General features: G+C 62.3%; 13 protein-coding genes. 9 read left to right on the forward strand and 4 right to left on the reverse strand.

Annotated elements, in window-relative coordinates; all coding sequences use genetic code 11:
* Position 1: 1 nt before the first annotated feature.
* From PLJ71_06990 to PLJ71_07010, 5 genes are read left to right on the forward strand one after another with little or no spacing between them, the layout of a single operon-like run.
* Positions 2-1,489: an FAD-dependent oxidoreductase gene (locus PLJ71_06990; GenBank protein HQM48417.1), complete on the forward strand. Its 1,488-nt coding sequence runs from the start codon at positions 2-4 to the stop codon at positions 1,487-1,489.
* On the forward strand, positions 1,486-2,778 hold the full coding sequence (locus PLJ71_06995; protein HQM48418.1) for a glycosyltransferase family 4 protein: 1,293 nt from the start codon (positions 1,486-1,488) through the stop codon (positions 2,776-2,778). Before PLJ71_06990 ends, PLJ71_06995 begins: the two co-directional genes overlap by 4 nt.
* On the forward strand, positions 2,775-4,022 hold the full coding sequence (locus PLJ71_07000) for a PQQ-binding-like beta-propeller repeat protein (protein ID HQM48419.1): 1,248 nt from the start codon (positions 2,775-2,777) through the stop codon (positions 4,020-4,022). Before PLJ71_06995 ends, PLJ71_07000 begins: the two co-directional genes overlap by 4 nt.
* A 24-nt stretch (positions 4,023-4,046) precedes the next feature.
* Positions 4,047-4,742 carry an ABC transporter ATP-binding protein gene (locus tag PLJ71_07005; protein HQM48420.1) on the forward strand — a complete coding sequence of 232 codons (696 nt, stop codon included), beginning with the start codon at positions 4,047-4,049 and terminating at the stop codon, positions 4,740-4,742.
* Positions 4,739-8,002, forward strand: a complete 3,264-nt coding sequence (locus PLJ71_07010) for an ABC transporter permease (protein ID HQM48421.1) — start codon at positions 4,739-4,741, stop codon at positions 8,000-8,002. The genes PLJ71_07005 and PLJ71_07010 overlap by 4 nt, the downstream gene beginning before the upstream one ends.
* 64 nt (positions 8,003-8,066) lie before the next feature.
* Here PLJ71_07010 and PLJ71_07015 read toward each other — a convergent pair whose 3' ends face one another.
* The 4 genes from PLJ71_07015 to PLJ71_07030 form a co-directional block, all read right to left on the reverse strand.
* Entirely contained in the window at positions 8,067-9,587 is a 1,521-nt protein-coding gene (locus PLJ71_07015) for a PQQ-binding-like beta-propeller repeat protein (protein HQM48422.1), read from the reverse strand.
* Between the two features lie 230 nt (positions 9,588-9,817).
* Positions 9,818-12,181 (reverse strand): hypothetical protein, encoded by a 2,364-nt coding sequence (locus PLJ71_07020; protein ID HQM48423.1) that lies wholly within the window; start codon positions 12,179-12,181, stop codon positions 9,818-9,820.
* Between the two features lie 16 nt (positions 12,182-12,197).
* Positions 12,198-13,523, reverse strand: a complete 1,326-nt coding sequence (locus tag PLJ71_07025) for a DUF1501 domain-containing protein (GenBank protein HQM48424.1) — start codon at positions 13,521-13,523, stop codon at positions 12,198-12,200.
* Between the two features lie 25 nt (positions 13,524-13,548).
* Complete coding sequence (locus PLJ71_07030) at positions 13,549-15,114, reverse strand: DUF1553 domain-containing protein (GenBank protein ID HQM48425.1); 1,566 nt, start codon at positions 15,112-15,114, stop codon at positions 13,549-13,551.
* Positions 15,115-15,441: 327 nt separating this feature from the next.
* On the opposite strand from PLJ71_07030, the gene PLJ71_07035 reads away from it, so the two are divergent.
* The 4 genes from PLJ71_07035 to PLJ71_07050 are packed head-to-tail and all read left to right on the forward strand — an operon-like array spanning position 15,442 to position 20,191.
* Positions 15,442-16,407 (forward strand): aldo/keto reductase, encoded by a 966-nt coding sequence (locus PLJ71_07035; protein HQM48426.1) that lies wholly within the window; start codon positions 15,442-15,444, stop codon positions 16,405-16,407.
* 46 nt (positions 16,408-16,453) lie between these two features.
* A complete protein-coding gene (locus tag PLJ71_07040) occupies positions 16,454-17,569 on the forward strand; it encodes a pyridoxal phosphate-dependent aminotransferase (protein HQM48427.1) in 1,116 nt (371 codons plus the stop codon).
* Between the two features lie 4 nt (positions 17,570-17,573).
* Positions 17,574-18,749 carry a mandelate racemase/muconate lactonizing enzyme family protein gene (locus tag PLJ71_07045; GenBank protein HQM48428.1) on the forward strand — a complete coding sequence of 392 codons (1,176 nt, stop codon included), beginning with the start codon at positions 17,574-17,576 and terminating at the stop codon, positions 18,747-18,749.
* 14 nt (positions 18,750-18,763) lie between these two features.
* The gene (locus tag PLJ71_07050) at positions 18,764-20,191 is read left to right on the forward strand and encodes a hypothetical protein (GenBank protein ID HQM48429.1); all 1,428 of its coding nucleotides are present in this window, start codon (positions 18,764-18,766) and stop codon (positions 20,189-20,191) included.
* Positions 20,192-20,207 lie beyond the last annotated feature (16 nt).

Below are 20,207 nucleotides of genomic sequence, written 5' to 3' on the forward strand. Positions count from 1 at the left end.
GATGCCGCGATTGACCATAGACGGCCAAACCGTGGATGCGCCCCCCGGCGCGTCGGTAATGGACGCGGCCGCCCTGCTCGGGATCGAGATTCCCGCACTGTGCCACGTCCGCGGAGTGCGCCCCCTTACGTCGTGCATGGTTTGCGTCGTTGAAGATAAGCAGACGGGCAAGACATTCCCGTCCTGTTCCACGAGGGCCAGCGACGGCATGGTCATCGAAACCGGTACCGGGGCGATACGCGCTGCGCGCAAGGAGGTGTTGCAGCTTCTGTTGAGCGAGCATGTGGGCGATTGCGAAGCCCCGTGCCGGCGCATCTGCCCCGCCGCGCTCGACGTGCCCCTCATGATGCGAAAGACAGGGGCCGGAGACCTGGACGCGGCCGCGCGCCTCGCCAAGGATGCGTTGATCTTCCCCGGAACGCTGGGGTGGGTCTGCAACGCGCCGTGCGAACGCGGATGCCATCGCGGAACCTTTGACGAACCATTGCTCATCAAGGAGATGCACCGCCGCCTTGCGGAAGAAGTCATGGCGCCGGGCAACGTTGTGCCCGAGCGGCCCGAGTCCACAGGCAGGCGCGTCGCCATTGTCGGGAGTGGCATCGCGGGGCTGTCGGCGGCATGGACGCTCGCGCGAAGGGGCCACAGGTGCACGGTATTCGAGCGCGAGGACCGGCCGGGCGGGCCTCTGCGCGACCTGAGCGAAGAGGAGCTGCCCGCGCGCGTATTCCAGTCCGAGGTCGAGTCTATCTTGAGCCTGGGGGTGGAACTGCGCACCAATTGCATGGTTGGGAGGGAGATTGCCATCGAGGAAGTGTTGAAAACCTATGATGCCGTGGTCCTGGCCTGCCAGGACGATGCCCTCGAGGACGCCGAAGACGAGGATCGCGTGTTCACGGCCATTGAATTCCCGATGGCGGTGAATGCTGTAGGAGAAGGCAAGGAAGTGGCGGACGAGGCGGACCGGTTTCTCCGGGGCCAGCCGTCCGCGTTCCACGAAAAACCGTTCGATTGCCGCCTTGTCGAGATCCATGAATCCGAGATGGCCGCGTTCGCCGCGCATCGCATGGAGGCCGCCACGCACGGGCGGGGACGCCAGCACGGCGTCATCGAAGACGAGGCAAGACGGTGTCTGCATTGCGACTGTCTGAAAAAGGTTTCCTGCAAGTTGAGGCAGTGCGCGACCGAGTATGGGGCGAAGCAGTTCGCATACCGTGAGGTGAACCGTCCGCCCATAGCAGCGTCCGAGGTAACCGGCTCCGTCTTCTTCGAGCCGGGGAAATGTATTCGCTGCGGTCTTTGTGTTGAGATCACGGCCGTCCGGGGGGAGCCGTTTGGCATGGCATTCGTCCAGCGCGGGTTTGATGTGCGCGTGCAGCCTCCTTTGGGACGGTCCCTCGAGGAAGCGTTGACCAAGACCGCGCGCGAGTGCGCCGAGGCCTGTCCCACGGCCGCATTGGCATGGCGGAATCAAGAGGAGCGGGAATCGTGAAAGTCGTGCAGTTGATTCCGGGAACCGGCGGGACATTCTACTGCCAGAATTGCATACGCGACGGCGCGTTGATGCGGGCCCTGCGCAGACGCGGGGTGGAGGTTACGCTGGTCCCCCTCTATTTGCCGTTGAAGGTGGACGCCGAAGGTCTTGAGGACCATGCGCCAGTGTTCTTTGGCGGGATCAACGTGTATCTGCAGCAGAAGTTCGGCCTGTTTCGGAGGACGCCGCGCTGGCTTGACAGGTTCTTTGACTCCGGCTGGATGCTGAAACAAGCGGCCGCCCGCGAAGGCTCGACCAATGCCGCCGCCCTAGGTCCGATGACTCTTTCCATGCTGCAGGGGCGTTTGGGCAACCAGCGCAAGGAAATTGACCGCCTCACCGAATGGCTCAAGAACCACGAAAGACCGGCTTTGATTCACGCGTCCAACTCGCTTCTGCTGGGCGTTGCCACGGAACTGAAACGCGCGCTCAACATCCCTCTGGTGTGCAGCCTCCAGGATGAGGACACCTGGCTCGACGCCATTCCCGAGCCCCACGGCAGCCAATGCTGGAAGACCATGTCCGAGCGCGCCCGCGAAGTCGACGGGTTCATCGCGGTAAGCAACTGGTACGCCGGTGTCATGACCCGCCGCATGAATATCCCGCCTGAAAAGCTCGCCGTCGCGCCCGTAGGCATTGAATTCGAAGACATCGAGCCCGCGCCGGCGCCGTCGGACCCGCCCGCGATCGGGTATCTGTCGCGCATGAGCGAATGCCTTGGCCTCGGACTTCTGGTAGACGCCTTCATCCAATTGAAACAGCGCGGCAAGATACCAGGCCTCAAGCTGCGGGTCACCGGCGGGCAGACCGCCGAAGACACCGCTTTTCTGAATCACATCCAATCCGAATTGCGCAAACGCCATATGGAGGCGGACGTCGAGTTCCTCGAACACTTCGACAGGGCATCGCGCCACGCATTTCTGCGTTCGCTGTCGGTCCTGTCGGTGCCGGTTCCAGGCGGCGAAGCGTTCGGCGCCTTTATCATCGAAGCGCTGGCGTGCGGGGTGCCTGTCGTGCAACCGGCCGCTGGCGCGTTCCCTGAGATCATGGAGAAGACCGGCGGAGGCACCGTGTACGAGCCGAACACGGAACATGGCCTGAGAGACGCCCTTGAACAGCTCTTGCTCGACCGTGCTGGCGCGCATGAACTCGGACGGCGCGGACGCGAGGCCGTCCTCGCCCAGTATAGCGTCGAGAAGACCATGGAAAACGTCCTGGCGGTCTACACGAACCTGGTGAAATCATGAAAGACTGCGCTCGTTGGCTTCTGCTCATGGCGTCGCTGGCCGTCTTGGGCCTGACCGGCTGCGGCAACGATACCGGGACGCCGCCGCAACAAGACTCCCCGGACTCCGCTGCGCAGGACGCAGACGGGCACACGGACGCCGCCAAAGGCCCGGCAGAAGTTCCGTGGAACACGTACCACGGCGATTTCTCGCTGAGCGGCATCACCGAGACGCCGTTGCCCAACGAGTTGACCCTCGCCTGGCGTTTCTTGGCAGGAGCACCGGTTGTCACCACCCCGGTAGCGGGCGGCGCGCGTATCTATTTCGTCAATAACAAGGGGCGAATATTCGCTATCGACAGTCAGGGCAATGAAATCTGGTCCGTGGCAATTCCGCGCGAGGCGCGCGACAAGTGGTCCCCCAAGGAACAGCAATTCGACGCGCCGCTCACCTATTTCCGCGATACGCTTCTTGCCGGCTCGGTAGACGGCATCCTGTTCGCACTCGATGCCGCGTCGGGCGAGGTGAAATGGCAGGCGGACCTGGACGGCACGATCCTGGGCGCGGCGAACGTGGCCGTAGTCACGCCGAAGGAGAGCGGCTCCGAGAGCGTCCGGGTGTACGTCATCGAGCAGGGCAGCGGCGTCCTTCATTGCCTGGATTTCCAGACGGGCCAGCCTGTCTGGCAGTCACAAGGGGTCGAGCGTTGCGACGGCTCGCCCGGCGTCGGCGGCGGAACGGCTGTTTTTGGAAGCTGCGCCGCGGCGTTGCACGTGTTTTCCGCCGAAACCGGCGAACGATTGCACGATATCCCCATGGGCGATGAATCCCAGGTGGCGGGCGGGGTCGCGGTTATCGATGATGAGGCCTACTCTGGCAGCCGCAGCGGCGCGGTTTTGAAAGCCAGGACGGAAACGGGCGGCGTCGCATGGCGCAATACGGACTGCACGGCCGAAGCGTTCACCACGCCTGCCGTAGACCGCCAGTGGGTGGTCTTCGGATGCGCCAGCGGCGATGTCCACGGGCTCGAACGCGAGACAGGCGCGTCGAAGTGGACCTTTCACGCTGGAGGGCTTGTGACGTCTGCCGTTATCGCCCGCGACAAAGTGGTTGCCGGTTCCGAGGGCACACTGTTCCTGCTGCGGCTTGAAGATGGGACCAAACTGTGGTCCCATGAGGTCAGCGACGAAATAACGTCGCCAGCCATCTTCGACGGACTGGTGATTGTCGGATGCGATGATGGAACAGTGGCCGCCTTCCGTTAGGCCGCAGTCAGGAGGCGCCTGTTTATGAATGAGACATCAGCTTTGCTTGAGGTCCGCGACGTCACGAAGACGTACGAGAGTTCTCCAAATCCTCCGCAGGTGCTGAAGGGGGTCAGCCTGCGTCTGGCGCGGGGTGAGTCCGTGGCCGTAGTCGGCCCGTCGGGGTGCGGCAAGAGCACGCTGCTCAACCTGATCGGTGCTCTTGACACGCCGACATCCGGTACTGTCACGTTCGACGGCCGCGATCTGGGCGCGCTGGATTCCGCCGAGCTGGCGAGATTTCGCAATACGTCGGTGGGATTCGTGTTTCAGTTTCATCATCTGTTGCCCCAGTGCACCACGCTCGAGAACGTGCTGGTCCCGGCCTTGGTGAATGGGGGGGCGCAGAGCAAGAAGGCGCGGGCGCTCGGATTGCTCGGACGCGTGGGCCTGTCCGGCCGGGCGGATTACCGGCCGGGCCAGCTTTCGGGCGGGGAGCGGCAACGCGCCGCCGTGGTGCGGGCGCTCATCAACGAACCGCGTCTCTTACTCGCCGACGAACCCACCGGCTCGCTCAATGAGGAAAGCGCGTCGGAACTGGTCGAGCTCCTGCTCGAACTCGGCCGCGAACAGGGCATGGCTCTGCTTGTTGTCACGCATTCGCTGGCGGTCGCGGCGCGAATGGACCGGATACTCGAACTTCGCGACGGACTGCTCAACCCGAGAGGGAAGACCCCATGACGTTGCTGAGGCTGGTACTCGACAGCCTCCGGTTTCACTGGCGCATGCACGCCGGGGCGGCCGCGGGGACGGCTCTGACGGGCGCTATTCTTACGGGTGCGCTCCTGGTAGGGGACAGCACCGATTATTCGCTCCGTCAATATGCCCTTGCCCGCCTTGGCGCGATTCATTTCGCGGTCGAATCACGGGGGGGCTTTTTCTCGCAGGACCTCGTTGCCGGATTACGCGAGAGCGTGCCGGCGCCGGGCGTCCCGGCCCTCGCCGTGCGCGGGATGGCCCTCGCAGACAATGTTGAGCAGTCCAGGCAGATCAACCAGGTGAGCGTGGTGGGCATCCCGGCGGACTTCTGGGACCTCGCCCCACCCGCGGCGCTTCCTTTGGGCGAGTATGAAACAGCCTTGAACGAGCGGCTCGCGGAAGCCCTGGGCGTCGGTGTGGGCGACAGGGTGGCGCTTCGGATCGTCAAACCGGGCGTCCTGCCGCGCGACGCCCCGCTCTCTTCCCGCACCGGGGATTCCTCGACCCGCGCGCTGTGCGCCGTGAAAGCCATCCTGCCGGATTCAGGTATTGGGCGTTTCAGCCTCGCGGCAGCCCAGACCGCGCCGTACAACGCGTTCGTTGACCTGCACTGGCTTCAGGAACAGCTCGGGCTCGAGGGGCGCGTCAACCTCGCTCTCGTGGGAGAAGGCGTCAGCCAGGCGGAACTGGAAACCGCCCTTCAACAGGTGTGGCGGCCGGATTACGTGGGTCTCAGATTGCGAACGCATTCCGGCGGGATCATCCAACTGGAAACGGACCGCATTTTCCTGCAACAGGCGGTGGCGGAAGCCGCCCTTGCACTGCCCGGCGCGCAGGGAACGCTCTCTTACCTGGTCAACTCGATTTCGAAAGGCGAGCGGTCGACGCCGTATTCCTTCGCGATTGCAGGCCCTGTTCCACGAGATATGCGCGACGGGCAGGCGGTGATTAACCGCTGGCTCGCCGACGAGCTCGACGCGAAACCAGGCGACGCCATCGAGGTGCGGTACTACGAATTCACGCCATCGAACGATTTCGTAGAGAAATCCCGCAGCTTCACAGTCCACAGCATCGTGGAAATGGCGGAACTCGAGACCGAACGCGGCCTGATGCCCGAGTTTCCCGGGTTGACCGACGTCGAGCGCTGCGAGGATTGGGGTATCGGCATGCCCCTCGACGAGGAACGTCTCGCTGACAAGGCGAACGAGGAATATTGGAACCAATACGGTCCCACGCCCAAGTTTCTGTGCACCCTCGCCGCGGGGCAGGAAATGTGGGGCAACCGTTATGGCAACCTCATGACAGTCCGCTTCCCCGGCACGGCTGCCTCGGAAAGCGCCATCCTTGATGCGCTTCGCCAACACGTGACGCCCGAGCAAGCGGGACTGTTGATCTCGCCGGTCCGCCAAGAAGCGTTTGAAGCCGTCGAGAGGGCCATCGACCTCGGCGGACTGTTTCTGGGGATGAGTTTCTTTCTGATCGTTGCTGCGCTGATTCTCACGGCGCTGCTGTTCGTGTTCGGCGTGCAGCACCGGGCGTCCGAGATGGGCATCTTGCTCGCCGTGGGGTTCCGCACGCCGCGCATCCGCATCGTGTTCTTGATGGAGGCGGCCGCGAGCGCCATTCTGGGGGCCGTAACCGGGGCAGGCGCAAGCACCCTCTACACACGGGCCCTTATCTTCGGGTTGAGCCATTACTGGCAGGGAGCGGTCGCTCAGACCGGCATTCTCTATCATGCGGCGCCCGGGACTGTGGCGACCGGGGCCGCGCTCAGTCTTGTGTGCGCCCTCGGAGCCATGGGCCTGGCGATGTGGCGCCAGACCCGCCACTCGCCCCGCGAACTACTCACCATGGACTTTTCTCAGGATGCGGCGGGCACGGCATCGCGACGAAGCCGCGCGCCTGCCCTGTGGCCGCCCGCGCTCATTCTCCTGGCTGCCCTGGGTTTGATCGTGTATGCGCTGACCGCAAACGTCGAGGAAGTAGCCCTGGTATTTTTCGGCGCCGGGGCGTTGCTGCTGGTCTCGGGCATTGGGTTCTTCCGCTGTCTTCTCGGGCGCATGCGCTCTCCGGGGTCCGTTGCGCGGCTCACGCTTGCGTCGCTCTCGCTCGAGAATACCGCCCGGCGGAGCGGCCGGAGCCTGAGTGTCGCCACGCTCCTTGCGACGGGCGCGTTTCTGGTACTGGCGGTATCGTCGATGCAGGAGGACGTCACCGCGAACGCGGGAAAGCGTTCTTCGGGCACGGGCGGATTCGAGTTGTTCGCGGAAACGACCCTTCCCCTGACGCAGAATCCCGCGGAAACGCTTGACCTGCCCGGCGTCGGCGCGGTGGCCCTGCGGGTTCGTGACGGAGACGACGCCAGTTGCCTCAACCTGAATCGTGCTCAGACGCCCCGGATTCTCGGGGTTGACGTGGATGAGATGGCTGCGCTCGGCGCGTTTCTGCCCGAGCAACAGCAAAGCGGCTTGTGGCAACTGCTGCGACTGGACCTTCCCGGCGGCGCGGCGCCCGCCCTCGTGGGCGATTCCGACACGGCGATGTGGGGGCTTCAAAAGAAGACCGGCGTTGATGACGGAGATACACTCACCTACCGCGACGACGCGGGAAACGAGGTCGGTGTGCGCCTGGTGGGCCGCCTTCCCATGCGGCTTTCCGTATTCCAGGGCGCCATACTGGTCTCCAACGAGTGGTTTACGCGTCTTTTCCCTTCGGAAGAGGGCTTTCGCGTCTTTCTGTTGGACACCCCGCCGGGCCAGGAAGAATCAGTGGCCGGCAAACTGAATGCGGAGTTCGCAAAATCAGGCATGGACGCCTCGTCCGCCGTAGCGCGGCTCCGCCGGTTCTACGCCGTCGAGTCCACATATCTGGCGATGTTCCTGGTGCTGGGCGGCCTGGGGATGATTCTGGGGAGCGCTGCCCTGGGGATTGTGGTCTTGCGTAACCTGCTTGAGCGGCGTCGTGAGATCGCCCTGCTCCGCGCGGTGGGCTTCCAGAACAAGGCTCTGCTCCGGCTGTTTCTTCTCGAATACGGGTTCCTGCTGGGAACGGGTGTTGCCATTGGCGGCGTTGCCTCGGCCATCGCCATGTTGCCCACGGTGGCATCTGCCGGTTCCTCCGTTTCCCTTGGCACTCAGGGGCTCATCCTCGCGGGCATCGCGCTTATGGGAACCGCATGCATCGTTTTGGCGGTCAGGATAGGCGTCGGACGCGACAACTTCGACGCCCTTCGTGCCGAGTGACCCGGCCTGCTGACCGGCGCCGTAAAGGCGCAGATTCTCCCATTCTGACGGGGAATAGGGCCGCCTACTGCGTCTTGGTTTCGGCAATTGCGTACAAGCGGCGCATCGTCGCCACGTAGAGAACGCCATTGGCGGCCACGGGCGTGCTGTTGATTGGCGCATCGAATTCGGTTGAAAACAGAACCTGTTTTTCCTTCGACAAGGCGAAGACATAAAAATCGCGTCCCTGGGACCCGACATACACCTTGCCGTCCGCCACGAGGGCCGAGCCCCACATTTCCCGTTTGAGCTCATGGGTCCAGCAGGGCGCGCCGGTCTCTGCATCGACACAGTGGAGGAGACCGCGGCAGTCCGTCACGAAGACGAGACCTCCGGCGATCGCCGGAGTCGAACAGGCGTGCAGTTCAAGCGGATACGTCCACAACTCGGCGGTTGCGGTGACGTCGCCGGTCTGAGCCGCGTCGATGCATTTGAGCCAAGCCTTTTTCTTGCCCTGCCAGATGTCGCCGCCTGCCGTTACGTAGATGCGATTGCTGTAAAAGACCGGCATGCCTTTGATATTGCTGGGCCCTTCCTGCAGGTTCCCCTGGTAGATGTGCACATTCTCCTTGGGACCGGCCGGGTCGCTATCAAACCGCCACACGCGTTCGAGCGTCTGAACCGTCTCCGGCGCCGCGGAAGGGTTCAGCGCTGTGAACGCGTAGCATACGCCGTCGCCGCCTCCGAAGAATACCAGCCTCCGGCCGTTGACCTCCCCCAGAGAGGGAGACGACCATGTGGAATGAAGAATCAGGGGGCCGATGTGCTCGCCATCCTGCGCCACGACCCGTCCCGTCGCCTTGTCGAGCGCGATCAGGCTGGGAGCGTCGGGCTTGCGGATTACCCTGTGCGTATTGTCGACGGCGTTGCACGTGTTGAGATAGAGAATCTGGCCGTCGAGCAGGATGGAACAATGGGCGGCGTCATGAGGATACATCCCCACGGCCTCCTTCATATCGGTCATCCAGATGATGTCGGCATCCAGGACGGACATGTCCATGGCCGGCTCGCCTCGGAGCGCCATGTGCTGGCCCTCGTCCGAATAGGGTCCATCGTTGCCGTTCGCCTGACCGTTGAGGTCAAGACAGACCACTTCGCACCGGTTCGTGACCGTGTAGACACGGTCTCCCTCGACGGTCGGGGGCGAGCACCAGCCGATGTTGGGCCAGTCGAGATACCGATCATCTTCCAGCCGCGGCACCGCGAGCTGCCACACGAAGCTCCCGTCGCTTTCATTCAGGCACAGCAGCACGGCGCGGTCGCCTTGATGCCTGGGATCGCGCGGCTCGGAATTGTTCGCTCCAATGAACACTCTCCCGGACGCGACCACCGGCGAAGCATAGGCGTCATTTCCCAGCGGGGCGGACCATTTGATGTTCTCGCCCGTGGCAAGGTCGAAATGTTGCGGCAAACCTGTCTCGGAGGACACCATGTTGCGGGAATGCCGTTCCCCCCACTGCGGCTGGTCAGCGGCGAAGCCGTGCCAGCAGACCCCCGCAAGGATTGCGAGGAGCAGGCATTGAGAAGGGGGCCGGCGGGTCTTCATTCAGTCATTCCTTGCTCGCTTGCCTGGGGTTCGAAGGCGGCTTTATGCGGAACACCACGGAATCGAAGCGCATACTGCTGGGGCGCACGGCCGCCGAGAGACTTCCGGAACCGGCCGCATGATACCTGCTTCACGGATTTTTCTCAAATGCCGGGACGGGAGAGAAGCGCCCGGGCACGCCGCGCAAAAGCGGGAAAAGCCTATCCTGCTCGTTGATGGGATGGGTTGTATCACCGGGTCACGACTTCGAACGGGATTGCGGGGAGAACCCCGACCGACATGCGCTGTGTCGTCTGGGTTGGGCCTTTGCCCGCCGGGCGCTCGACGAACGCTTCGACGATGAGGTTGCCGGCCAGTCCCGGCTCGAGCGCCTCGGAATCGGTCGACAGCATGAACGCCAGCCCTTCCGGCACAAGCTGAAGGTCCGTGAGCGCCAGGCCCTTGGGGGGATCGCTCAGTTCGAGTTTCACGGCCTCAAGCATAGGAACCTTTGGGACGTTCACGCGCACTTCCACCTTGCCGCCTTCGGGGATACGCACCACTCCGCCGTCTACGAGCTCGATGGGCCGCGCGGCTCGCCTCTTAGCCGTCACGGACACCATGAACTCTTCGGCGGGCGCCAGATGGCGGTAGAGAAACGCCTGCATCATATCCTCGGCCGGAGTTGCCAGCCGGCTGATTTCGCGTCCGTCGATCATAGCCCGGCCCACGAATTGAAGTGCGACGGGTCCGCCCGATACCCCTGCCAGCGCGGTCAGGGTCATCCGGACGCTGCTCTTCCCGCGTGGGATCCTCCCGCCATCCAGCCTGAAACCCGCCGGAGCATCCTTCAGCGCGACCTCTATTTCCCCGTCAAAGCCGTCCCGGCGCAAGGCGTGCATACAGATCGGCGCGGCGAGTCCGGTGGTGATGTTCACACTGGCAGGCGTTATCCGTAACGCGAAATCCGGTTGGGGAGGACCCAAGCGCAGCCGGTACGCGTATGCGCTTCCACCCTGGCCCTGCGCATCAGCAATCTGCACATAGTACAAGCCATCCTCAGGCAGTTGCGCCTGCAGGCAGGAATCGGCGTCATGGGTCAGCAATCCGCCCAGCCGGTAAAGGTACTGGTCCTTGTCCACAAAATCGTCGTTCCATCCCACCACGGTTCCCGAGGGTCCAACGAGGCGCACCAGCGAGTCAAGCGGCGAACGGAGCCGCCGCGCGAGAACCTCGGCCACGATGACATCGCCCGCCCGCCCCTGCACCTGAAAAACGTCCACGTCGCCCGGCACATCAATGCGGCCGTTGACAAGCATCGGCATTCCGAGCGCTTGAGCAGCGTCCGCTGTATTATTGGGTTCGGACTCGACGCACTCCTCCAGCTTGTCCACGGCGTAAACCACGGCGTTGGACAAGCACTGTCCGTTTTGAAGTGTGGCTTTCCGAATGCGCTTGGCGCCATGGTCCGTATTCAGCGGGAGCTGCGTTTCAGGGAGGTTCCATCCGTTGATTGCCGCAACAGTGTCATAGCCCGCGCGTCCCCCCAGCGGAAACATGTCGGTGATGAACGGCTGCTCGCCCACGGAAACACGGTACACGAAATCATCGCGTCCCCGGAATATCGAATCGCGGATCTCGAGTTCGTACACGCCGTCTTCCGGGATTTCGTAGAGCAGCACCGGATCCGGGTCGAACCGAAAATCGTCTACAAAGGCCAACTCGCCGCCCTTGGCATCATAGAGAGCCAGCTCCGCCTGGAACCAGCCGGGCACGGCATCCGCCAGATAGGGGACCAGGCTCCGGGCGTGGGTCTCGATGACCAGTTTTTGCCCCTGCGCGGCCCGGAACGCAAACCGGTCAACGTCACCGGGCATGATCTGGCCATTCAGCAGCACCGGCAGTTCAAGGGGGTCAGGCTTGGGGAGCTTGCTCTTGGCCTGCGGGTCGTTTGGCTCCAGTTCCTGCACTTCCGGCAAGGCGCCGACCTCGAAAACCATGGGGTTGGTGATACCCATAGCCGTTTGCAGCCGCATTTCGCGCGGGCCTGGCGCGGCATTCGGAGCAATGGTGACCTCGATTCGCGCCATCTCGCCAATCTGTGGATTCAATTGCCGTTTGCTGAAGTTCAGGAGCAGATACTGCAGGTGCTCGAGTTCTCTCAAGCTCATATCGCCGATGCGGTCCAGCAACGGGTGCGCGGGCACCTTAACGGGTTCTTCCGTATCGGACGGCGCCGCGCCTGGAGCGGGCACGCTTTCCGGGTTGGCTGCGAGCGCGGCGGCGGGATCCGCGCCCCTCAGTTCCGCCAGACGTTTATCGCGGGCTTCTTTCATGCGCCGGGCGATCTCTTTGCGCTCGTCCCCTTTCAGATTCCGAATCGGCCGGTAGACCTCAACAACGGTAGCCTGGATTCCTCCGCCGGTTACGCAGGCCTCGCCGCTCGCGCCGCGAAGGTTTTGTCCGCCGGCGATCACCTCGAAGGTTGTGCCTGCTTGTCCTCCCGCCGGGTACAGGTAGCCGATGTGCGGCGCTTGCTTGCCCTGCTGTGCCACGGCGGCCGCCGATGTCAGGACCAGCGCAACAACGAAGAACACGCGTACGAACATCCGCATCAGGAGACTCCTCGCGTCAGATGATTTCTGTCAGACGGCCGCCGCTCGGCACGCCGTCTCCCGGCTCGGGCAGGACTCTGAGTTCCATTCCCTTGGGATTCGGCAACGGGCCGTCGGGATCGATGCCCAGCAATTCGTACATGGCGCCGATAAGGTCCACCGGATACACAGGGTGCTCGGCAACCTCTTCCCCTCTGGCATCGGACGCGCCGACCACCTGACCGCCCTTGAATCCGCCGCCCGCAACCACCGAACAGAAGCATTTGCCGTAGTGCTGGCGGCCTCCGTTCCACGGGGCGTTCCATTCGACCTTCGGACTTCGCCCGAATTCGCCGCCCCACCACACAATCGTGCTATCGAGCAACCCGCGTTCCGACAAATCCTGCAACAGCGCGGCCATGCCCTGGTCCATCTCGGGCAGTTTGCGCTTCATGATCTCGAAATGCTGTTTGTGGGTATCCCAGCCTTTGTAGTTGATCGTGACGTACGGCACGCCCTTTTCGACCAGACGCCGGGCCATTAGACACGACTGGCCGAAGGTGTTACGCCCGTACCGGTCGCGCATTTCATCGCCCTCGGAGGCCAGGTCGAATAGCTGCCGGGCCTCGCCGAACATCAGCCCATAGGCATTTTCTTCGCAGGCGTCAAGCCGCGCAAACTGGGTGTTTCCGGGCATGGCTTTGCCCAGCGAGTCAAGGGCATGCAGCAAGTCGCGCCGCCCCAACTGGCGCTCATCCGAGATCCCTTCCGCTATGATGCCTTCCACGACGAACGGGTTCCGGTTGGGGTCTCCGCCCGTGGCAAACGGCTTATACCGTTGCCCGAGCAAGCCTGCTTCAGAAAACCGGCCTTGGGGCTCCGTTAACACTACATACGGAGGGACAATCCCCGCGTATCCGTGGTCGTACCCTTTGAAGAGGGCCACGACCGCCCCCACGCACGGATACACCAGGCGGTCCGGCTGACGCCCCGTCTGCACAATGTACGACGCCGTCTCGTGGGCGTTGACCCCGTGCGTCATGCTGCGGATGATCGCGTACTTGTCAGCCTGCTGGGCCAGCAAGGGGAGCGTCGCGTTAATCCGGATGCCGGCCACGTTGGTCTCAATGGTTTCATCCAGCGGACCACAGTAGTCGTATCCCGCGTCCGGCTTCGGGTCGAACGTGTCCAGGTGCGACGGACCGCCCCACATCCAGATCTGGATGACGGATTTTGCGCGCGCTTCCTTTGGGGCCGCGAGCGGGCGCCGCGTATTCAGGAAGGCCAGCCCTGCGGCTCCGAGAATGCCCCGCTGTAATGCCTCGCGCCGGGTGATGCCGTGCCGTGTCCGCTGCGATTTCATGGTTATGCCCTCGTCTCTCGCCCATTTAGTGGCGGCACAGAAACTCCTTGGTGTTCATCAGAGCCCACACGAGGTCGGCTGCCGCCTGGGGACCCGGCAGCCTGCTCTGGTCCATGTATTGTTTGACGGCAATCATCTCTTCTGGGGTGGGATACCGCGACAGAATGAGGAGGTACAACTGCTGCACCGCTCTTTGCGGCTTGCCCTTGTTGCTCTCGAGTATCTGGCGGAGCCGCCAGCTCCGCTGAATGTTCTGCTGAATATGGGTTGAGTTCAACATATGGAGGCGCTGGCCATCCGTCGGCTGGTTGTTCCGTTCCGATTCCAGCCCGGTATCCCGGGGCGGCCTCCCGAACATCTCGAGGAATGGACTGGTAATACTGCCGTCGGCCAGAAGGATTGTGCGCTGATACTCCGGAACATAGGTGAAGGGCTCCGGGATCATGCTCAGATAGCTCTCCTTCGAACCAAAAATCGAGCACAAGGCGTCTATCAAGACTTCCGCATCGAGCTGCCGCACAAGGTACTGGGCAAACAGCGACTCGGCCTCCGCATCGCCGCTGTTCGGAATAGACGACTGCTGGTAGGTTCGCGAATTGAGAATCAATCGGAAGATGTGCCGCAGGTCGTACCCGCCCTTTACCATCTCGTCTTCCAGGCAGGCCAATAATGCGGGGTTCGAGGGGGGATTGTCCGGCCGGATGTCGTCGGGTTCATGGATGATGCCGCGCCCCATAAGCCACGCCCACGCGCGATTCACGATGTTGCGCGCGAAATAGGGATTCCCTGGCGCAAGCAGCCAGTCCGCGAACACCCGGCGCGGGTCCTGGCCCGGCTCAATACGAACGGTTTTCCCGCCGGGAAAAACCGCTTCGAGGGGCTCCATCGCCGACGGATCGAGCATGACGATCTCTTCTTTCCACTCGGCTGTTGGCTTGTATGCGAGCCGCGAGAAGAACGCCGCCATGTCCGCCCGTTTCTGCTCGGGCCACGTGTCCAGGCGCACGCCCATGAATGTCAGCCCGACGGCATCGGCGATGTTTGAGGGGTCTCGTCCTTGTATCGCCCGGTAGAAATTCACCGGAGCTACGCGGAAATTGCTGCCGCTCGAAGTCAGGAGCTGGCGCGCAAACTCGTCATACGGCATATTGGCGCGGATAGCCTCATAAATCCATTTGTGATAGGCCTGCACGGCGTTCGGCCACAGATTAATGGGGAACTCTGCTTTGACCCGCAACAGGTCGCACCATTTCATCGACCAGTAAGCGGCGAATTCCTCGCGTTCAAACAGTGCGTCGATTAGCGCCGTCCGCTTGCCGGGGGTCTTGTCGTCCAGGAAGTCGCGGACTTCCTGGGGCTGTGGCAACGTGCCGATCACATCGAGATAGACCCGCCTGACAAAAACCTCGTCCGAACAGAGCGGCGCGGGTTCTATGGTTCGCTTGGCCAGCTCGGCCAGGACGCATTCGTCGATGGGATTCCCCGGCACGACCGTGCCGTCCGCTCTGAAGGGGTCTCGTCCTTGAAGCTCCCCGGCCCCGGCGCTCAGGACCGCCCCCAGAATCGCTAGCGCCAACATGGTTTTCTTCATCGCATTCCCCGGCATGTCTTCTTGGGATATGTTGAGCCGCTCTCGTGGAATGACTGCACCACCCGCGCAATCGTATTCGAACACTTCCCTCAGTACAACACCTTTTTGCCCGGAAAGTTCCTCTTGTCTCGGGTCCGGCTCCGGAGTTGCCCCGGGTGTTTGTGAAACGGAGACTTTGTCGCCGAGAGGCGCGCCAGCCGCCGAGACTCGCCTTGTTGAGCGGCGCGGCATGCTTGCCACATAATTGTCGTGTTTGAAAGAACTTAACTGAGGACAGCGTCCGCACAGGATTTCGAGATTCGTTCGCTGTCTCGGCAAGGAGGGCCCATGGGACGCGTTATCCTCGGCGGGAGCGGCTTGTGCGTTTCGCCGGTCGCATTTGGCACCTGGCAGCTCAGCCCGCGTTTCTGGGGCGACCAGTCCAAGGGGGACGCAATAGCCGCGATGAAATGCGCCTGCGACCTGGGAATCAACTTTTTCGATACGGCGGACGCCTACGGCGACGGGTACGCAGAGACGGTGCTCGGGGAAGCACTTAAGGAATTGCCCCGCAAGGAATTGGTGATTTGCACAAAATGGTTCAATCATTTCAATCTGGATGCTTCCCGCTACCCCGATCTTTCACCTCAATACCTGCGCGAGCGTTGTGAGGCCTCGCTCAAACGGCTGGGCCTGAAAACCATTGATCTTTGCCTCCTGCACATGTTTGATCCGCTTACGCCGCTTCAGGACGTAGCCGAGACGCTCGAAGACTTGCGCCGTCAGGGCAAGATCCGTGCCTTTGGAGTGAGCAACCACACTGTCGAACAGCTTCGCGCGCAACGAACGTATGCGGCGTATTCAGTCATCCAGCCATCCTACAGCCTCATCGACCCCGCTATCGAAAGCGACCTCCTCCCCTACTGCCAAGCGGAAAGCGTAGGGGTGATGGTCTATTCGCCAATGCATAAGGGTCTCCTGACGGGAAAATACAAGGGCGACGAAACCTTCACCGATTTTCGCGCCAATCATCCGGATTTCCAGGGGGACCGCTTCCGCCATCTTTGCCAATGTGTTCAGAATCTGCGCCCGATAGCCGATGGGTATGGACTGAGCATCTACCAACTCGTGCTGGCCGCCACCTTGATGCATCCCGGCGTTCACGTTGCCATCTGCGGTATCAAGAGGCCGGACCAGATTCGTGAAGCAGCGGGCGCAATCGGACGCACCATCTCGCGGGAAGACTATTTTGCTGTCCGCAAAATCCTCAATCCTCCGACCAAGGTCGCCGATGCGAGCGGCGTGCGGAAATGACGATGCCGAACTTCAAAACCTTTCATACCAGGGGTCTACTAACGCCATGAGTGACATTCGAGAGGTCGATATTGCCCGAGGCGAACCTGATTTTCACACACCCGACCACATTAAACTGGCGGCGCATCGGGCGATTGACCAGAATTTCACCAAATACACTCCGCAGCCCGGCATCCGGGAGTTGCGCGAAGCCATTGCCGCCAAGTTCGAAGCGGAGAATGGTTTCCATGCCGAGCCGGACGATATTGTGGTGTCGTGCGGCGGCAAGCACAGCGTGGCGCAAGCCATTCGCTGTGTTCTCGGCTCCGGGGACGAGGCCTTGCTCGTGACCCCGCACTGGTCCATGTACCCCGGGCAGGTGAAACTCGCCGGGGGACGCCCCGTTCTGGTCAAAGCATCTGAGGAGCGCGGATTCGTGCCAGCCATCGCTGCTATTCGCGAAGGCATTACCGGCAGAACCAGGCTGATCATTCTGAACTCCCCCGCAAACCCGACAGGAGCCGTCTATCCGCGCGCATTACTCGAGCAGGTGGCCGAACTGGCCCTCGAGAAGAACCTGTACGTTCTGTCGGACGAAGTCTACGAACATATCGTGTTCGACGGCGCAGAACACGTCTCTATCGCGTCACTCGACAAAGAGATCGCCCAGAGAACCATCACGGTAAACAGCGTTTCGAAGACCCATGCCATGACGGGCTGGCGGATTGGGTATGCTGCGTTTCCGAAAGGGCTGGCCGCGCGAGCGACCGATATCCAGCTTCATTCGACGTCCGCTCCGTGTGCCGTTTCGCAGCGGGCGGCGTTAGCGGCGCTCACGGGCGATTCATCTCATATCGCCATGATGCTTGCGGCCTATGTTCAACGACGTGCCCTTGTGCTCGAGCGGATTGGAAGACTCCCCGGCCTGAGCATGAATCCTCCCCTCGGCACGTTTTACGCTTTCGTAAACATCCGGGGGCTTATTGGCGGAGACATCCGCGGCCGGCGGCTCGACAACGCCGACGCGTTCACGGCCCTTCTCCAGAAAGAGGCCAGGGTCCGCGTATTGTCAGGAACGCCTTTTGGCGCAGACAGCCATGTCCGGCTATCCTTTGCGGTATCCTACGCTGACCTTGAGGAGGGACTCCGGAGAACGGCCTCCCTGCTCGAAGAAGGAGTTTGAACCTATGCGCATTACCGGGATCAAGAGTTTCTTGCTGTCGAAACCGCGCGACCTGCACATCATCAAGATCGAGACGGATGAGGGCATCTACGGCCTGGGCGAAGCAGGATGTTCTACACGGGAACACGCCCAGGACGGCATTATCAAGCATTTCCGCGAGTTTCTCGTGGGCATGGACCCGTTTCAGATCGAGCACATCTGGCAGGTCTGTTACCGCAGCGCCTACTACGAGGGCGGCCGCATCATCACAGGCACGCTCGCCGCAATCGATATGGCCCTCTACGACATCGTAGGCAAGAAGCTGGGCGTCCCGGTGTACCAGCTTCTGGGCGGAGCCTGCCGCGACAAAGTGTACGGTTTCATCACCCTCGGCAGCCTTAACGAGCCCGATTGCGACGACCGGGTCTCGGCCGCCGTCGCCGAAGGGTGGCCGGCAATCCGTTTCTCTCCCGCCGACGACATCACGCCCCGCGCATTGAGGGTCGACATTTCCCAGGAGGACGCCACAAACGTTTTCGACGTGCGCAGGTCCATCGCCGCAACGGCACGGCGTTTCTCCGAGGTGTGGCAGAGGACCGACAAGCGGGTCGCTCTTGGCATTGACTACCATCACCGGCTCAGCGTGGCGGAGGCCGCCCAATTCTGCCAGCTGGTCCCGCGCGGCAGCATGACCTTCCTCGAGGAACCGATCCGGTGTGAGAATCCGGACGCGTACGCCCAGTTGCGCTCGATGACCGACGTCCCCTTTGCCATTGGCGAAGAGTGGCCCAGCAAATGGGCGGCCGTTCCGTATATCGAGCGCGGGTTAGTCAACTTTGCCCGCGTGGATGTCTCGTGTATCGGCGGACTCACGGAGGCGAAGAAAGTCTCCGGCTGGTGCGAGGCGCACTACATCGACATGATGCCGCACAATCCCATCGGTCCGGTCTGTACGGCCGCGACCATTCACTATGCGGCGAGCATCAACAACTTCACGTGGGTCGAGGTCGTTCCGACCTTCAACCAGGGGGCCACCGACGTGTTTCCCGAAATGCTCGCACGAACGGGCCCGTTCTACCCCCTTCCGGCAAAGCCCGGCCTCGGCGTCGAATTCGACGAAGATGCCGCTCTTAAATACCCCTTGAAGATCTACGAACACCCACATTTGAAGCGCCCGGACGGGAGTTACACAAACTGGTGAGAAAGGAGGAACGCATGACCCTTGGGCGGCTGGCAGCACCGTTTGTTCTCATGGGCGCCCTCCTATGCAGCCCGCAGGGGGAATGCGCGGTCACCTGCGAGTCTTTCGGCAACGACCCGGGGTGGGAGGCCGTTAACAACATCCCGCCTGAAGACGCCTGCCAGGAGAAGACGCAGGATTTCCGGTACCGCGATACCTCCCGCGCGGGAGGAAAACCGGGCGAGATCGGCGGCTGGCTCTACCGCTCCCTTACCCCCAGTTATTACGCGGCGCCGATTGAGAAAAAGACTCTTGAAGACACCCTGAAAGCCTCGGGGCGATTCGCCGTGACTCAGTCACAGGCAGGAAGCGGCGTCTTGATAGGCTGGTTCAACAGCGCCTCGCGCGGCTGGCGTACGCCCAATTCCCTGGCGGTGCGCATCGACGGGGAAGACGGCAAGTTCCGCGTCTTTTTCGAGTACGGCACGCGGAACTGGCAAACCGGCGACGGCACGACGTTCGAGGGCCGGTACCAGACGACAACCACTCCAATGCATCCGGCCGACGGGACGCCTCACCAGTGGTCTTTCGAATACCATCCTGACGGGGCGGGGGGCCAGGGCGAAATGACGTTTACCCTCGATGGCACTGTCTTTCGGGCGGCTCTTGCTGAGGGTCATAAAGAGGACGGCGCGCTTTTTGACCGGTTTGGCGTGTTCAACCAGCAGATCTCTGGAAACGGAATGGAAATATACTTCGACGACCTCTCGATAGACTGCGGGAAACTGCCGTTTGACCAGGAGCCGGGTTGGGAAGGCCTGAACAACGAGGTCACTTTCCTGGATTGCGCCGTTCGGCCCTACCACGATTTCGGATACCGCAGGTCCGCCCGGGCCGGGGGCGAGCCGGGGGAGATCGGCGGCATCGTTTGGCGCATCGAGAGCATGCTGCCTCAGAATTCACTGATTTTCGGCACACCTGTATCGCCGCTCACTTTTGATGACAAGGTGAAGGCTTCCGGCAAGGTCGCGATGACGCTGGGTTCCGCGGACAGCGGCCTCCTGATCGGCTGGTACAACAGTCATACGCCCATCGGCGCTCCGCCCATGAATTTCCTGGGCATCTTCATTGAAGGGCCCAGCCGGATTGGGCATTACTTCCGGCCTGCGCTGGGCACATCCGACAACGGCGCCCAGGTTGGGGGCAGCGGTCCGGTCATACGCGCCGATGGCGCATCTCATGCTTGGACATTCGAGTACGACCCGGCCGCCAACGATGGTAAAGGGCGCGCCACCGCGACCCTCGACGGGGCGTCGGCTGTCCTCGACGTGTCGGAAGCGGCCCGGAAAGGAAACGCCGCGTTCGACCGGTTTGGCGTGTTGAGCTGGCTCCGGGGCGGGCATTGCGCTGAACTTTTCTTCGACGACCTCGCCTTCACGTCAGGGACCGAGTCTCAGCGTTAACCGGCCGGAGAGGGCC

Source organism: Candidatus Hydrogenedentota bacterium (assembly GCA_035416745.1).
Classification (GTDB): domain Bacteria; phylum Hydrogenedentota; class Hydrogenedentia; order Hydrogenedentales; family SLHB01; genus UBA2224.

What these genes read in the sequence shown, in the direction of transcription:
- PLJ71_07025 (HQM48424.1), bottom strand. Translation starts at nt 13,523, where the DNA reads ATGAAATCGCAGCGGACACGGCACGGCATCACCCGGCGCGAGGCATTA.
- PLJ71_07045 (HQM48428.1), top strand. Translation starts at nt 17,574, where the DNA reads ATGCGCATTACCGGGATCAAGAGTTTCTTGCTGTCGAAACCGCGCGAC.
- PLJ71_07010 (HQM48421.1), top strand. Translation starts at nt 4,739, where the DNA reads ATGACGTTGCTGAGGCTGGTACTCGACAGCCTCCGGTTTCACTGGCGC.
- PLJ71_07040 (HQM48427.1), top strand. Translation starts at nt 16,454, where the DNA reads ATGAGTGACATTCGAGAGGTCGATATTGCCCGAGGCGAACCTGATTTT.
- PLJ71_07015 (HQM48422.1), bottom strand. Translation starts at nt 9,587, where the DNA reads ATGAAGACCCGCCGGCCCCCTTCTCAATGCCTGCTCCTCGCAATCCTT.
- PLJ71_07035 (HQM48426.1), top strand. Translation starts at nt 15,442, where the DNA reads ATGGGACGCGTTATCCTCGGCGGGAGCGGCTTGTGCGTTTCGCCGGTC.
- PLJ71_07005 (HQM48420.1), top strand. Translation starts at nt 4,047, where the DNA reads ATGAATGAGACATCAGCTTTGCTTGAGGTCCGCGACGTCACGAAGACG.
- PLJ71_07050 (HQM48429.1), top strand. Translation starts at nt 18,764, where the DNA reads ATGACCCTTGGGCGGCTGGCAGCACCGTTTGTTCTCATGGGCGCCCTC.
- PLJ71_07000 (HQM48419.1), top strand. Translation starts at nt 2,775, where the DNA reads ATGAAAGACTGCGCTCGTTGGCTTCTGCTCATGGCGTCGCTGGCCGTC.
- PLJ71_07020 (HQM48423.1), bottom strand. Translation starts at nt 12,181, where the DNA reads ATGCGGATGTTCGTACGCGTGTTCTTCGTTGTTGCGCTGGTCCTGACA.
- PLJ71_07030 (HQM48425.1), bottom strand. Translation starts at nt 15,114, where the DNA reads ATGAAGAAAACCATGTTGGCGCTAGCGATTCTGGGGGCGGTCCTGAGC.
- PLJ71_06990 (HQM48417.1), top strand. Translation starts at nt 2, where the DNA reads ATGCCGCGATTGACCATAGACGGCCAAACCGTGGATGCGCCCCCCGGC.